We start from the raw sequence: 15,442 nt of genomic DNA on the forward strand, positions 1-15,442 counted from the left end.
ATCAGAATGCGTGTCTGCGGTTCGTCCTGCATCTCGCGGCTTCCCAGTTGCTTCCCGGAACCCTGTTACCTGCAAGATTTACACCATGAAATCAGGGTATTGTCGAAGGTTTTCAAATCTGTGGTATGACAAATCGTGATTGAAAATGGAAAATGGTGATTGATTTCCCCGATCTCTGGGTCCACCATCGTGAAAAAGGGAAATGTCATGAAGGCTGCACTGGTCGCTGCACTGCTCTTCACCGCCTTGCCGGTTCAGGCCCAAATCCTGACCCAGGACAAGCCGCTCCTGCACGACATGTTCCAGGATCAAGCCGTGCTCCAGCGCGACCGGCCTATCCCCATCTGGGGTTGGGCCGCGCCCAAGGCCAAGGTCACCGTGACCTTCAAGGGCAGCACCTCCACGGCCACCGCCGACAAGACCGGCAAGTGGACACTAAACCTGCCGGCCACGGACGCCGGTGGTCCCTACGACTTGACGGTAAAATCGCCAAACCAGTCAGTGACTGTCAACGACATACTGGTCGGCGATGTCTATCTCTGTTCCGGCCAGTCCAACATGCAGTTTGCCGTCCGCCAGGTCCGCAATGCCGACACCGAAATCGCGCATTCCACCGACGATCGCGTCCGCCTGCTGAGTTTCGATCGCAAGAGCACGCCTACGCCCCTCGATCTGCCCCTGACGCCCATCGCGTGGAAACCTGCGACGCCGGCCACGGTCACCGACTATTCCGCCGTCTGCTATTTCTTTGGCCGCGATCTGGCCAAAAAGAAGAAGATACCCATCGGCCTGATCCATGCGTCCTGGGGCGGCTCGCCGATTCAGGACTGGACCCCGGCGTCGGGCCTGCAAGCCCTGGGCGCCTATGAGGAAGGCCTGACCACCCTCAAGGCCTATGCCAAAGATCCGGAAGCCACGGTCACCAAGGTCGTCGCCGCTACGGACGCCTGGGCCGATACACACGACACCGGTACGAAAGCCGGTTGGCATGCCGCGAACCTTGACGATTCCAACTGGGGCGAGATATCCCTGCCGCGCGTCTGGGAAGAGCAGGGCAGGGCTGACCTGGTCGATCTCGACGGCGTGGTGTGGCTGCGCAAGCATGTTGTCCTGACGGAGATGGAGGCAGCCGGACCGGCCACCCTCACCCTTGGCACCATCGACGAGCGCGACGTCACCTGGATCAATGGTATCCGCGTCGGCGCCACGGTCGATTACCGCACCGAACGGTCCTACACTCTGCCACCGGGCGTGCTGAAGGGCGGCGACAATGTCATCGCGATCCGTGTCGTCGACGAGGTCGGCGGCGGCGGGCCGCGCTCCCCGGCCGACAAGATGGCGCTCGACTTCGGCGGTCAAAAACTCAGCCTCGCCGGCGCCTGGACATACTGCGTCTCGGCAGACTTCAAAAAGGGCCTCCCCAAGCCGCCCTTCGTGCCTTGGCCGGGCGGGAAGGGTTATTCCACCCTCTACAACGCCATGATCGCACCGATCGGCCCCTATGGTCTCAGCGGCGTGCTGTGGTTCCAGGGCGAACAGAACACGCACGAACCGCAAGTCTATGCCGGCCTGCTGCCGCAAATGATTGCGGACTGGCGCGGCCAGTTTGGCAAGGACCTGCCGTTCATGATCGTGCAACTGGCCGGCTATGGCGCCCTGAACGATCAACCGGCCGAGTCGGGATTTGCCGCCATCCGCGACGTCCAGCGCCGCACCGCCGCAACCACCCCCCATACCGGCCTGGCGGTGGCGATCGACCTGGGCAATCCGCGCGACATCCACTCGCCGGAAAAGCAGGAGGTCGCCCGTCGCCTGGAACTCGAAGCCGCGCGTCTGGTCTATGGCGAGGCCGCGTCACCGCGCTCGCCGTCGCCGCAGTCGGCCGTGCGTCAGGGCGAGACCATCCGTGTCACCTTCGACCGGCAAATGACCACCTATTCCGGCACCCGGCCGCTGGCGTTCGAACTGTGCGCGGCGACCTGCGTTTGGGCCGAAGCTCGGCTCGATGGCGACACTGTCATCCTGGAAGCCCAGCCCGGCGCGATCAAGGTCCGCTACGCCTGGTCGGGCTCTCCGGTGGTCAATCTCTATTCCAAGGACGGCCTGCCGGTCGGCACGTTTGAACTCAATATCTCTGGAGGCAACTGAGCGTCGTCCGCCATTATGCCCTTATTTCTTATACTCCCCCGCTATGCGGGGGAGGTGGCTGCGAGCGAAGGCGAGCAGTCGGAGGGGGGATTTCTTGGCGCAAAAGGCGGTCAGTTCAATAACGACAAGACAAGGAGCCGCCACATGAACAAACGCCAATTCCTGCTCGGCACAGCCGCCCTGACGGCCGCTGCCGCGACCGAAGCCCTTGCCCAAAACTCTCCGTCGATGCCCGATCCGAAATCCTTGCCCAAGGACTGGATCGAACCCGATACCGGCCACCGGGTCATCCGCGTCTCGACCGAAAATGACTCCAAATCCCTCTATTTCCACGACAACGCCTTTACCGCCGACGGCAAATGGATGGTCTATGACGCCCCCTCCGGCATCATGAAGGTTGACCTGGCGACCTGGACGCCGTCGCTGCTGACGGCTGCCAAGGGCTGGCGCTGCCTGATGGTATCGCGCACCAAACCCGTCCTCTATGCCCGCAAGTTCACCACCGGCCCTGACGGCAAGCCTTCCGGCCAGGAGATCGCCGCCATCGACATTAACACCGGCGCGATCAAAACCATCGCCAAGGATATCAATGGCGGCATTACTACGGTCAATGCCGACGACACGCTTCTGGCCGGCACCTGGGCGGAGCGGATCTACGAACTGCAGCCGGGGCCCAAGATCGCCGGCACTGACGGCGGCTACAACGCGGTCGGTGCGGACGGCAAGCCCCTGAGCTTCGCCGCCGCCAAGGAGGTCCGCATGGCCGACCGCCTGGCCCAGAACATCCCGATGGAGATCTTCACCCTCGACATCACAACCGGCGAACGCAAGGTGGTCACGGCCTCGACCGATTGGCTCAACCACGTCCAGTTCTCGCCCACCGACCCGCATCGGATCATGTACTGCCACGAAGGGCCGTGGCACAGCGTCGACCGCGTCTGGACCATCCGCACCGATGGCTCGGGCCAGGTAAACGTCCACAAACGCACCATGAACATGGAAATTGCCGGACATGAATTTTTCAGTTTCGACGGCAAACGTATCCTCTACGACTTGCAAACCCCGCGTGGCGAAGACTTCTGGCTGGCCACCTATGACCTCGAAAACCATAAGCGCATCTGGTACCACATGGACCGCGACGAATGGTCGGTTCACTTCCAGATTACGCAGGACGGGACCCTGTTTGCCGGCGACGGTGGCGACGAAGAGATGGTCGCCCGTGCCAGGAACGGTAAGTGGATCTACCTGTTCCGGCCTGACATCATCGACGATCTCGGCGTCTCTGCCCCCAATGCCGCCGACCTGATCCGGCCGGGCGTGCTGCGGTCGGAAAAGCTGGTTAATATGAAGACCCACGACTACCGCACGGAACCCAATCTGCAATTTACCCCCGACGGAAAGTGGCTCGTTTTTCGCGCCAATCTGCACGGCCCGATCCACGTCTATGCTGTTGCCGTCGGGCGCGCTTGATCTTGATTGATAGTGACCAAAGTGGCGTAGCTCATGATCGAAATGGCGTCGGAAGGGCCGGATTGTTGCGAGTCATGTGCTATTTGTGTTACTTTTGCGGTGCAATATGATCGAAATGCGGCCAAATCAGCCATAATTGGGCGGGTATTAGCTTGACTTGTCAAAATCAATCAATGAGGATGTAGTCTGAGTATTCGGGGAGGTGCGTAAGGCGACCTCTGCGTTTCAATCACGTCTGCCCATGAAGGCAGGCGGCTCAGGGAATGTCGTCGGCGAACGCCGCCACAACAAAAAACGGGTTGCGTCGTATGCCGCATCAGGAGGGTTTATAATGACCAAGCGTAATGCCAGCGTTTTTCACCGCCATCTGAACAAGGGAACGGCGCTTGCCCTGGTTACCCTGTTCGGCGGCATCGGCCTGGGCCAGACAGCCTCCGCGCAGGATGCAGCGGCCGCGCCTGCCGCTACGGACGGTGACGCTGTCGTCGTTGTTGGCACCCGCGCCTCGCAGCGCTCCTCGATTGACCGCAAGAAGCGCGCCAAGACGGCGACCGACTCGATCGTGGCCGAAGACGTCGGCAAGTTCCCAGATCGCAACATCGGCGAAGCCATTTCGCGCATAGCCGGCGTGGCGCTGGATCGCGGTGACTATGGCGAAGGTATCGAAGTCACCGTTCGCGGCGCTACCTCCGCCCAGACCAATGTCGAAATCGACGGACTGGGCGTGCAAAATACCACCACGACCAACAACCTGGCCTTTGGTGGTGGGGGCCGCGGCAAGGAGTTCCGTGAGTTCCCGGCTGACCTGATCAAGAGCGTCGACGTTGTCAAGGGAACGACCGCCGCCATGACCGAAGGTAGCCTGGGCGGCTCGATCCTGATCCAGTCGCGTACCTCGCTTGACTTCAAGAAGCCTTTCGTCTCCTTCCGTTTCGACGTAGGCCAGAATTCTCTGAGCGAAAAGTGGCAGCCCAGCTTCAACTTCATCGCCACGCGCAAGTTCTTCAATGACCGCCTCGGCATTCTGGTCAACTACACCGACACCCGCCTGCTGAACGACAACAACGCCGTTCAGAACGCGACAAGTGGCAACCAGGGCCTGGCGCGCGGCTGGAATCCACCCGGCACCAGCAGCGCCAACGGCACCGCGGCCTTCGATCTTGACGGCTCGGCAGAAAAGACCTTCACTTACAATCCTGCGACTCTCAGCACCACCGACTCAGGTGCCACGACGGCCTTCGGTAACGGCAGCTTGGAAACGCCGATGTCCCTGCTGACCAAGTCAGCGGGCGCTCAAACCAAGGCCGATTGCTATACACTATTCCCCGAGGTGACAGGCTCGACCGCCAACAACCTTCAGCGGACGCGGGAACTGATGACCTGCTTGAACCAGTGGAGCGATTACATGCCGTCCCTGGTGCGGTATTTCGTCCGCCGCAACGAGGAACACCGGCAGACCCTGGATGTCCGCCTCGACTACCGCGTAACTGATGACCTGCGAATTTTCGCCAAGGTCAATATGAACAAGCGCGAAAACCAGGATCACCAGCTCACCTATTCGCTGGGCAACGTCAACGTGAACCCGATGTTCTCGGCGACCTCGCCCCTGTCCGGCGGCGTTATTACACCAACCTATAACGGCATCGCCTTTACGGATGTCGCCGGCGTTCGTCAGGCCGCGCCGGGTTCAGGTTATTTTCTTTATGACGGCATCAGCCAGGTTATGACCAGCAACGCCAACGGCGGAATGGTCCGGGGCGCTGTGGCCAATATCGACAGGTCTACCCTGAAGGTCGACAAGAACCACCACGTCACTGAAATGACCCTCACTGACGCCACCGTCGGTACCGACCAGATCCGCAACACCAATGACATTACCTCCAGCTACCTGTCGGCCGGTGCCAATTACAAAGGCGAGAACCTGACGGTCGACCTGATCATGGGTTACGCCGAATCGGATTATACGCGCTACGACTACCGCTCCAGTTTCAGCTATACCTACGGCCGCGCCACAATGGCGGTCGATCCGACCAGCGGCCTTTGGGGCTATACAACCCCGGCTGGCTTCGACCAAGCCGACGCATCACTCTACGCCCAGGTTCGCTATCCGGCAATCGGCACCGGTTCGGTGGCCGCGGGCCCCAACGGTCCGGCTGTTCCGGCCTATTCGCGCGATCAACTGCCTTGGGTCAACGGTGGCATGGGCTTGCAGATTTCGCCCAAGGCGACCGAAGACAACACATCGACCCTACGTATCGACATCAACTATGACGTCGAAGACGAACTGCCTTTCCTGACCAACATCTCGACCGGTATCAATGCCCGCAAGTTTGCGTCCAAAGGCTGGGGCGGCGGTGGCCGCCAGATCGCAGCCGCGCAGGGCACTTTCGGAACCCCAGGCTATGTTGCGCCGGTCGTCCTGCCGACGGCCAACCTGCGCGGCACCTTCCGTGCCTGTGAGGAGGTCTACGGTTCTGGCGCAACGGCCGCGCCGGCCGGGTCTCTGGCCTGCAACTATGGCTATGTGCCCCAGACGACCCTGAGCAATGTCAACTATGGTACCTTCACCGTTCACCAAGCCGATTTCGACTCCATCCTGCAGTCGGCGATCGAGCCCATGTGGAACCAGTTCTTTAACGGCGCGCCCGACCGTGGCAACCTGATTGAAGGCTGGAGCCAGCTCAATCTGGACACCCTCTACAGCCAGATATCCGAAGCGTCGAAGGACCCGCGCTACAGCGCTGGTGGCGACCCTTTGAAAAACTACAACTTCGATTGCCTGAAGCGCTGCAAGGCCAATGACGGCAAAGAATACGACATGCCTTTCTCCACGGTAAACGAAGAGACCAAGGCCCTCTATCTGATGGCCGAGTTCGAGCAGGAACTACCCTGGAACATGCTCTTCAACGGTAACGTCGGCGTGCGTTATGTGGAGACCAATCTCAACGGCACGGGTTTCGTCACCCTGCGTTCAATCCGCTGTAACAACCCGGCCAACTGCACCGGCGCAACGCCGGCGGCCCAGACCACGACCCTCGATTTCGTCAAGGATGTCACCTTCCAGGGTACGACCAAGGACTGGACCCAGCATTATAACTACAATCTGTGGATGATCCCGGACCAACTCGTGTTCCGCTTTAACGCCGACCGTGTGGTCGCTCGTCCGCCGATTTCCGCCCTTCTGCCCGCTGGCACTTGTACCTTTGACCAGCGCTTCGACGGCGGGATCAGCGGCGACGGCACGGAAACCGACAAGACCTGCGGCAACTTCGGCAATCCGAACCTGAAGCCGCTGAAGTCGACCAATCAAAACTACAGCCTCGAGTGGTACCCCAACCGTGACACCCAATTCTCCTATTCGGTGTTCAAGAACAACATAAAGATCGGCGACCCGCGCCTTCTGAGCCGCACCAACGTCAAGTTGTTCGACGGATACACAATCACCGATCCGGCCACCGGCGAGGACGTGTCGGACGAGGAATACTCTTACAACGAATGGTCCGAAGGCCTGGCCTTCATCCGTCGCGGGCAGGAATTCGCCGTCAAGAGCGCCTTCACCTTCCTGCCGTGGCACTTCAAGCATCTGGGTTTCGACGGTAACTATGCCAAGATCAACTCGTCGAATACGGCGGCTGGCATCCGTGACCCCAATTCGGGTGACGTCATGCGCCCGGCCAACGAGCCCAGCTTCTATTTCAACGCCTCGCTGTGGTACGACGACGGCATCACCAATGCCCGCCTTTCTGTCCAGTCGCGCAGCGACGTCTTCAGCTGTATCGCGTCGTGCGGCGCCAATACCGGCAACAACTATCTCGGCGAAGGCTACACCAATGTTCGCCTGCCCTACAGCCCAGGCGCTGCCAACTTCCGCTCGGAAACCCAGTATGTCGACTTCAAGATCAGCCACAAGGCGACCGAGAATGTCGAACTGTTCTTCCAAGCCAACAACGTGATGGAAGAGTTCACCGAAAGCACCCAGGGCGAGTACAACGCCTATGCTGACGGTACGCCGTCGGTCCTTGAACGCGGCTATGCCGGCTACCGCGTCAGCACGGGCTTCACCCTGCGTTACTAACATTTAAGCGATACTTCCTCCCTGAACTGCACTTGAGCGCTGGTCCTCCCGGGACCGGCGCTTTCTTTTTGCGTAATATTGACAAATTTTGCGCGAAAGTGTTCATTTCTCGCAACGCGCCGCGCCGGGGAAAGCGCCGAGCCCATAAGCGAGGAAACATGTCCGAACTCTCCCGGCGCCAACTCATGACGGCGACAGCTGCGCTTGGCCTGGCCACCGCCGTGTCCGCCACGGCTGCTGCCAAGACGCCTGACACCCCCATCGTCTGGCTGGACGGTGAGGCGCCCGGCACCAGCGAAGGCATGACCTTTGGCATTCCGTGGCCGCGTGGCGCCGTCAAGGCCAATACCCAGTTTGCGCTCGGCGACGTGCCGGTGCAGTCGTGGCCGATTGCCTATTGGCCTGATGGTTCGCTGAAATGGTCGGCCCACGCCACGGCGGCCGGCGTCGCCACAACAAAAACCCAAGTCCTGACCGCCGGCACACCTGCCTCACCCGCTGCACCCGTCAAAGCGACCCAAACCGCCACGGTCATCACAGTCACCTGCGGCGACCGGCAATGGGTCATCCCCACCTCAGGCGACATCCTGATCTCCGGCGCCACTATTGCCGGCCACCCCGTCATGGGGCCAGTCGGCCTGACCGTCCTGACCCAGGATGCACCGGGCCTTGACGATGCCGGCGCCGTCAAACAGACCCGCCACCACGGTGTCGTGACCAAGGCCACCGTTGAACAATCCGGCCCCATCCGTGCGGTCATAAAACTCGACGGCCATCACAGTGACGGCACACGGCAATGGCTGCCTTTCTCGGTCCGCCTCTATGCCCATGCCGGCGCGGACTCCCTGCGCATCGTTCACAGCTTCATCTGGGACGGCGACGAAAGCAAGGACTTCATCCGCGGTATCGGCCTGACCGCCGCGGTACCGATGCGTGACGAACTCTATGACCGCCATATTCGCTTCACCGGACAGGAGGGCGGCGTTTGGGGGGAAGCCGTTCGCCCCCTGACCGGCCTGCGCCGTGACACCGGCAAGGTCAATCGCGATGCCCAGGTCGCCGGCCGCGCCGTGCCGGACCTGACGGCCATGCAGCCCAATGTCCTTGCCAACCTGCTCCACATCCCGGCCTGGGGCGACTTCACCCTGTCCCAGACCACGGCCGACGGCTATAGCCTGAAGAAGCGCACCCTTCCGGGCCATGGCTGGATCGACGTAATCGGCGGCGGCCGCGCCTCGGGCCTGGTCTATGCCGGCAGCGCCACTGGCGGTGTTGCGCTCGGCCTTAAGGACTTTTTGGCAGCGCGCCGCCACCCGTCTGGACGTGCGCAGCGCCGCCTCCGAAGAGGCGACGGTTACCGCCTGGCTTTGGTCGCCTGACGGCCCGGTCATGGACATGCGCACCTATCGTCCGGTCTGGGGCATGGAAAGCTTCGAAGCTCAGAACAAGGGCCTCGACATCACCTACGAAGACTACGAACCCGGCTGGGACCGCGCCTATGGCGCCGCCCGCACCTCCGAGCTGATGTTGTGGGCCGTGGCCGCCACGCCGGAACGCCCGCGCCTGGCGCAAATGGCCACCGCCACCGCCACGCCGCCGCGCTTGACCACGACGCCCGCCCGGCTGCACCAGGCCGGCGTCTTCGGCGAATGGAGCCTGCCCGACACCTCAACCCCGGTGAGGGCGGCGATCGAAAACCGCTTCACCTACCAACTCGACTACTATCTCAGCCAGATCGAGCAGCACCGCTGGTACGGCTTCTGGAACTATGGCGACGTGATGCACACCTACGATGCCGACCGCCATGCCTGGCGCTACGACATCGGCGGCTTTGCCTGGGACAATTCCGAGCTCTCGACCGACATGATGCTGTGGTACGGCTACCTGCGCAGCGGCCGCGCCGACGTCTTCCGCATGGCCGAGGCCATGACCCGCCAGACAGGGGAGGCCGATGTTTACCACCTCGGCCCGTGGAAGGGCTTCGGCACCCGCCACGGTGTCCAGTTCTTCAGCGACTCGTCGAAACAGCCCCGCGTCTCCCAGGCCGCCTATCGCCGCTTCTACTATTATCTGACGGCAGACGAACGTACCGGCGACCTGATGCGCGACCTCGTTAATTCCGAAGACAGCCTGCAGAATGTCTATATCGAACGCAAGGTCAATGCCGGCGGCACCGGCCAGGCGCGCGAGCGGGTACCGGGCACGGTCGATTGCAGCTTCGGCACCAGTTGGGGTTCGTTCATCGCAGCCTGGTACACGGAGTGGGAGCGCACCGGCGACACCAGGTGGCGCGACCGCATCCTCAACGGCATGAACTCGATCGCCAAGCTGAAGTATGGCTGGTTCGCCGGCGGGGCGCCGTTCGACCTGAAGACGGGTAAGTTCCTCGGCGCCGGCGACAAGGTTAGCATCTCGCACCTCAACGGCGTCTTCGGCGTCTACGAAATGCATATGGAGCTGCTGCCGCTGCTCGATGTTCCGGCCTACAAGAAGGTGTGGCTGGACTACTGTAAATACTACAACGCCCCCGAAGCCGAGATCGAAGCCTTCTTAGGGTCCAAACCGCGCGGCCGAAACCTGCGTGAAGGCCATTCGCGTTTCACCGCCTATGCGGCCCGCGAACTGAAGGACGAAGCCCTGGCCAAACGTGCGGCGGAGGAATTCTTAAGCGGCGACAACCCGCGCTGGCGCACCAATCTCAAACCTCACACGACGCGGATCGCGGGCTCTGACGTTCTGCATCCTTTGGACGAGGATCCGGCGATCTCGACGAACGGCGCGGCGCAATGGGGCCTGGCGGCGACGGCCAACCTGGCTCTCATTCCCCAAGCCCTGGACGCTGAAGGGGCAGGGTATTTATGAGGGCAGCGGCACCTCTTCCTTATACCTCCCTGCGCCCTTCGCGCGGGGAGGGGGACCATGAGCGTAGCGAAACGCGGTGAAGCGGAGCGAAATGGTGGTGGGGCGACTTGCTGTCGGAGCGACCGTCGACAGCGCTTCGGAAAGAAAGTCGCCCCACCACCGCACCTCACTCACTTCGCCTTCGGCTACGTTTCGTTCGAGCGGTCCCCCTCCCCACGCGAAGAGCGCGGGGAGGTATAAAGGAGAACGTCCTCTTTAGTATCCAGGTCCACTAACCCACCGGTGCCCGCCAACTCAAACTCTACCACCCTGTACCGACCGCTCTCGATCAGCCGCCGGGCACCGGCCTGACCGCTCAGTCGGTTGAGCTCCTCAAAACACGCCCTGCCGAACAGCACCGGATGCCCCTGCTGTCCACCATAAACCGGCACGACGATATCCGCTTCACCCCCTGCCAAAACGCCAAACGTCGACGCCTCGACAAACGGCATGTCTCCCAACACCACAAAAACAGCTTCGATATCTGGCCGCAAAGCCGCGACGCCCAGGGCGATCGACAATCCCATTCCGGCCTCCGGGTCGGGATTGATGACAACCTCGAACCCTTCCGCCAACCCGATGACCTCGCTGCCGGGCTGGGTCACCACCACCCGCTGACATGCCTCAACCGTCCGCACCGTGTCGAACACATGCGCCACCATCGGTCGGCCCGCGACCTGCGCTATCAGCTTGTCATCGTTCCCAAACCGACGCGACAGGCCGGCGGCCAGTACGATCACTGCCGGTAGCATTGCACGATCTCCGCCAAGGCCGACAAGGCGATCTCCGGCGGCGTCCTGGCGCCGATGTCTAAGCCCACCGGCCCGCGTATCCGCTCCGCTGCATCAATCCCCAAGGCCGCCAACCTTTCCAATCGCATAGCCTGAGCCCGCCGGCTGCCCAAGGCCCCGACATAGAACGCCTCCGACGCCACGGCGCGCGCCAGCACCTCCGCCTCATGGTCGTGATCGTGGAACAGGGTCAGCACCGCCGTCGACCGGTCGAACTCGATCCGCTCATACGCTTCCAAAGGCCGCCCATCGAAGCCCAGCCCCCGCAACACGCCCAGCGTATCGAGGTCCGGCGAAAACGCCACCGGTTCCATCTCCAACCCGGCGGCGAACTGCATAGCTGCGGTCATGATCGGCCCTTGCCCGACCACAACCAACCGCAGCGCCGGCGCATAGACCCGCACAAACCCGCCGGTCTCCAGCACGGCCTTAACCCGCTCCGCCCGTGCCGCGACCACGGCCTCGACCGCCGCCATCTCCAGAGCGACATCGAAAGCCATATCGATCCCCGACCCGCACGGCAGCCGCAGATCGACAAATCGCGACCCTTCGCCGTAGCGCTCAACATGGTTCTCACCGCGTTCGATCGCCGCGATCGCGTCCAGCACCAGCGCCTTTTCGATACAGCCGCCGCTGATCAGCCCGACATGGCGGCCGTCCTCGCACACCGCCATCTGGCTGCCGACCGGCCGCGGCGAGCCGCCATGGGCCACAACCAGCGTCAGGAGGGCGCACCGTTTGCCCTCCCGCCGCCAGTCCAGCCAATGTTGCAACACGAACTCCCGATAATCGGGCGCCGCTACGATCAAGCCAGGTCCCCAGGCCGGATCGGCAGGTTGCGCACCCGCATGCCGGTCACCGCGAAGATGGCACTGGCCACTGCCGGCACCACAGGCGGAAGCGCAGGCTCACCCACCCCGGTCGGTGAAAATCCGGTGATGTGGAAATGGGTGTCGATCTGCGGCGCCTGGGGCATGCGGATCATCGGGAAGTCGTGGAAGTTCGACTGTACCACCCCGCCATCGGCAAAGGTGATCTCGCCGTACATTTCCCCGATGCCATCGATTACCGAGCCCTCGACCTGGTTGGCGGCATGCGACGGATTGATAACGACCGAACCGATATCGCCGACCACCCACACCTTCTGGACATGGAAGAATCCGTCCGACACCTTGACCTGAGCGACCTCGGCGAAATAGCCCTGGTGGCAGAAGTAGCTGGCGACACCGAAAGCCGTCCCCTTGGGCAGGGTCGTCTTGCCCCATCCCGACCGCTCGGCGACGATCTTCAGCACGTCGCGCATCCGCTCAGGATTATAGGCCCACGGATTGCCGGCTTCGGTATGGGGATGTTCTTTCAGATGGGCCTCGATCTGATCGACGCGAAACGCGATCGCATCCTTGCCGGCCGCGTGCGCCAGCTCGTCGACAAAGGCCTCGCTGACAAAGGCCAGCAGGTTGCTGGACGGCGCCCGCAGATATCCGGTGGTCATCGGGGTTTCAATATAGGATTCCGCCATGCGGTTATGCGCTGTCGTCACGGCCAGCAGGCCGCGCGCATCGACATCCGCGCCCTGAGCCACCTTGCCGTCACGGGTATAGGTGACCGCGTGCTGACGAAACGCCGTCAGTCGCCCGTCCGCGTCCAGCCCGCCTTCCAGCCGCATATGCGCACCCGGCCGGAAATAGTCGTTCTGGATGTCGTCCTCGCGCGTCCAGGTCAGCTTGACCGGCACCCCGGCCTTTTTGGAAATGACTGCCGCCTCGACCATGTAGTCGTTTTCCAGCCGTCGCCCAAACCCGCCACCACAGCGGATCATGTGCACCACGACCGTCTCCGGAGCGACCCCCACAGCCTTGGCCACCAGGTCGCGTCCGGCACCTGGAAGCTGGGTCGGTGCCCAGATCTCGACGCCATCCGCCCGGACATGGACGGTGCAGTTCTGCGGCTCCATATTGACGTGCGGCAAAAACGGCGCGCCATAATCGGCCGTTACCGTTTTGTGGGCCTTGGCCAGGGCCGCATCGACATCGCCCTGGCTTGATGTCACCTTGACCGGCGCCGCGGTCAGAAGTTCTGCCGCCTTCGCCGCATAGACCTCTGTCGTGTGACCGGCACCGGAAGCGCTGTCCCACTGGATGTTCAACGCTTCGCGCGCCCGGTTGGCGTACCAGGTGTTGCTGGCCAGGATAGCCACCCCGTCCTTTACGCCATGCAGCCAGTCGTCGCCATAGTCGGCCGCCTTCAGGATGAAGGCATCCTTGACGCCCGTCATCGCCTTGGCGGCGTCCAGGTCGGCCGAGACGATCTTCGCCCCGAACACCGGCGGCCGGACAAACACGGCGTGCACCATGTCCGGCACGACCGTGTCGATGCCGAAGATGGGCTGGCCCTTGACGATCTTTGGACTATCGTAACCCTTGTGGGTTTTGCCGATGATGGTGAAGGCCTTCGGGTCCTTCAGCTTCAAGGTCGCCGGATCCGGCGCCGTCAGCTTGGCCGCATCGGCCGCCACATCGCCATAGGCCAGCTTGCGCCCGCCATTCAAAACGAACCCGGCCTTGGTCGTGCAGTCCTCAGGCTTGACGCCCCACTTGGCCGCCGCCGCCGCCACCAGCATATGCCGCGCTGCCGCACCGGCTTGGCGCATCGGCAGCCAGTTCATCGGTGTTGCCATGCTGCCGCCGGCGAATTGCGCACCGTATTTCTTGTCGTCGCCGTCGGCCTGTTCAATCGAGATCTGATCCCAGGTCACGTCCAGCTCTTCGGCGATCAGCATCGGCAGCATGGTCTTGATGCCTTGGCCGATTTCCGGGTTTTTCGAGATAATGGTCACGCCGCGAAGGCTGATGCGAATGAAATGGTTCAGGTCCACAGTCGCGGGCGACAAAGCCTGCGCCTCAAATCCGAACCCCAGCATCAGTCCGCCGCCGGCGGCCGCGCCGGCTTGCAAAAATAGTCGGCGCGACGGTTGAAAACGATCGTCCATCCTACACCTCCCGCGTGTCGGCAGTGGCCATGCCGGCCGCCTGCTTGATGGCCTGACGGATGCGGGCATAGGTCGCACAACGGCAGATATTGCCTTCCATCGCCTCGTCGATCTGGGCGTCGGTCGGCTTGGGCGTCTGTAACAGCAGGGCGGTTGCCGCCATGATTTGGCCAGCCTGGCAGTAGCCGCACTGCATGACGTCGACCTCCAGCCACGCCGCCTGGACCTTGGCGCCGATCTTCGACGCCGAAATGCCTTCGATGGTGGTGATCTTCGCACCCTCGACCGAGGACACCGGCGTGATGCACGCCCGCGTCGGCTCACCGTCCAAGTGGATGGTGCAGGCGCCGCACTGCGCCACGCCGCAGCCAAACTTGGTGCCGACCAGGTTCAGTTCGTCGCGCAATACCCACAACAGCGGCATGTCGCCATCGACATCCACCTCGCGCGTCTTGCCATTGATGTTCAGTTTGTAAGCCAAGTCACCCTCCTGCTTCGGCGTTCGTCCTGCGCCAGAAACCCCCGGATGGTTTCAGAGGTGAAACTAGCCGAACTTTATCGCTTCGTCCATGGCCACATTTGCGCCCTTGACACATGACATCATCCGCCCTTCATTAGGGGCAAATCACGGAAGGAAACCCATGTCGCGTACCCGCACTCTTGTCATCGCTGCCCTGGTGGCTGGTCTGGCTTCGCCGGTTCTGGCGGACGACGTCAGCGACGGGCAGCTGGTCTTCAAGCAGATGTGCAGCGCCTGCCATACGGCGACCGCTGGCGGCAAGACGGGCGTGGGTCCGAATCTGTTTGGCGTGGTCGGCCGCAAGATCGGCTCCACACCGGGCTTCAAATATTCCAAGCCTTTGACAGCGGATGCCGCGGCGGGCACCAAGTGGACGAAGGACAGCCTGTCGGTCTTCCTGGCGGCACCGCAAAAGGCCAAGCCGGGCACGGCGATGATGATCGCGGTCAAGGACGAAGCCAAGCGCACCAAGCTGCTCGCCTACCTCAACACCCTGAAATAAAACAAGAACTGGCCCGGCTTCTTCTTCCTTCTCCTCCCCATTTCTA

Annotated in this window: 8 protein-coding genes and 1 pseudogene; 5 read left to right on the forward strand and 4 right to left on the reverse strand. The window is 62.2% G+C overall.

All coding sequences use genetic code 11. The features are described from left to right. The first annotated feature begins 207 nt into the window (after positions 1 to 207). From ABI_RS05090 to ABI_RS05105, 4 genes and pseudogenes are all read left to right on the forward strand, one after another. Positions 208 to 2,148, forward strand: coding sequence for a sialate O-acetylesterase (locus tag ABI_RS05090; RefSeq protein ID WP_040308597.1), 1,941 nt, complete (start codon positions 208 to 210; stop codon positions 2,146 to 2,148). A 144-nt stretch (positions 2,149 to 2,292) separates the two neighbouring features. Next, complete coding sequence (locus tag ABI_RS05095; protein ID WP_040308598.1) at positions 2,293 to 3,618, forward strand: oligogalacturonate lyase family protein; 1,326 nt, start codon at positions 2,293 to 2,295, stop codon at positions 3,616 to 3,618. A 331-nt stretch (positions 3,619 to 3,949) separates the two neighbouring features. Next, positions 3,950 to 7,693, forward strand: coding sequence for a TonB-dependent receptor (locus ABI_RS05100; protein WP_006271785.1), 3,744 nt, complete (start codon positions 3,950 to 3,952; stop codon positions 7,691 to 7,693). Positions 7,694 to 8,002: 309 nt separating this feature from the next. Continuing rightward, positions 8,003 to 10,552: pseudogene (locus ABI_RS05105) on the forward strand (exo-rhamnogalacturonan lyase family protein); the annotation flags it as partial. 188 nt (positions 10,553 to 10,740) lie between these two features. Here ABI_RS05105 and ABI_RS05110 read toward each other — a convergent pair. From ABI_RS05110 to ABI_RS05125, 4 genes are read right to left on the reverse strand one after another with little or no spacing between them, the layout of a single operon-like run. After that, positions 10,741 to 11,346: a nucleotidyltransferase family protein gene (locus tag ABI_RS05110; RefSeq protein ID WP_006271788.1), complete on the reverse strand. Its 606-nt coding sequence runs from the start codon at positions 11,344 to 11,346 to the stop codon at positions 10,741 to 10,743. Beyond that, entirely contained in the window at positions 11,331 to 12,194 is an 864-nt protein-coding gene (locus ABI_RS05115; RefSeq protein WP_157138701.1) for an XdhC family protein, read from the reverse strand. Before ABI_RS05115 ends, ABI_RS05110 begins: the two co-directional genes overlap by 16 nt. Continuing rightward, the gene (locus ABI_RS05120; RefSeq protein ID WP_006271790.1) at positions 12,191 to 14,374 is read right to left on the reverse strand and encodes a xanthine dehydrogenase family protein molybdopterin-binding subunit; all 2,184 of its coding nucleotides are present in this window, start codon (positions 14,372 to 14,374) and stop codon (positions 12,191 to 12,193) included. The genes ABI_RS05115 and ABI_RS05120 overlap by 4 nt, the downstream gene beginning before the upstream one ends. A gap of 1 nt (position 14,375) precedes the next feature. Further along, positions 14,376 to 14,855, reverse strand: coding sequence for a (2Fe-2S)-binding protein (locus tag ABI_RS05125; RefSeq protein WP_006271791.1), 480 nt, complete (start codon positions 14,853 to 14,855; stop codon positions 14,376 to 14,378). A gap of 160 nt (positions 14,856 to 15,015) precedes the next feature. Here ABI_RS05125 and ABI_RS05130 point away from each other — a divergent pair, with 160 nt between their 5' ends. Continuing rightward, positions 15,016 to 15,396: a c-type cytochrome gene (locus ABI_RS05130; protein WP_040308599.1), complete on the forward strand. Its 381-nt coding sequence runs from the start codon at positions 15,016 to 15,018 to the stop codon at positions 15,394 to 15,396. The last annotated feature ends 46 nt before the right edge of the window (positions 15,397 to 15,442 follow it).

Source organism: Asticcacaulis biprosthecium C19 (assembly GCF_000204015.1).
Taxonomy (GTDB): domain Bacteria; phylum Pseudomonadota; class Alphaproteobacteria; order Caulobacterales; family Caulobacteraceae; genus Asticcacaulis; species Asticcacaulis biprosthecius.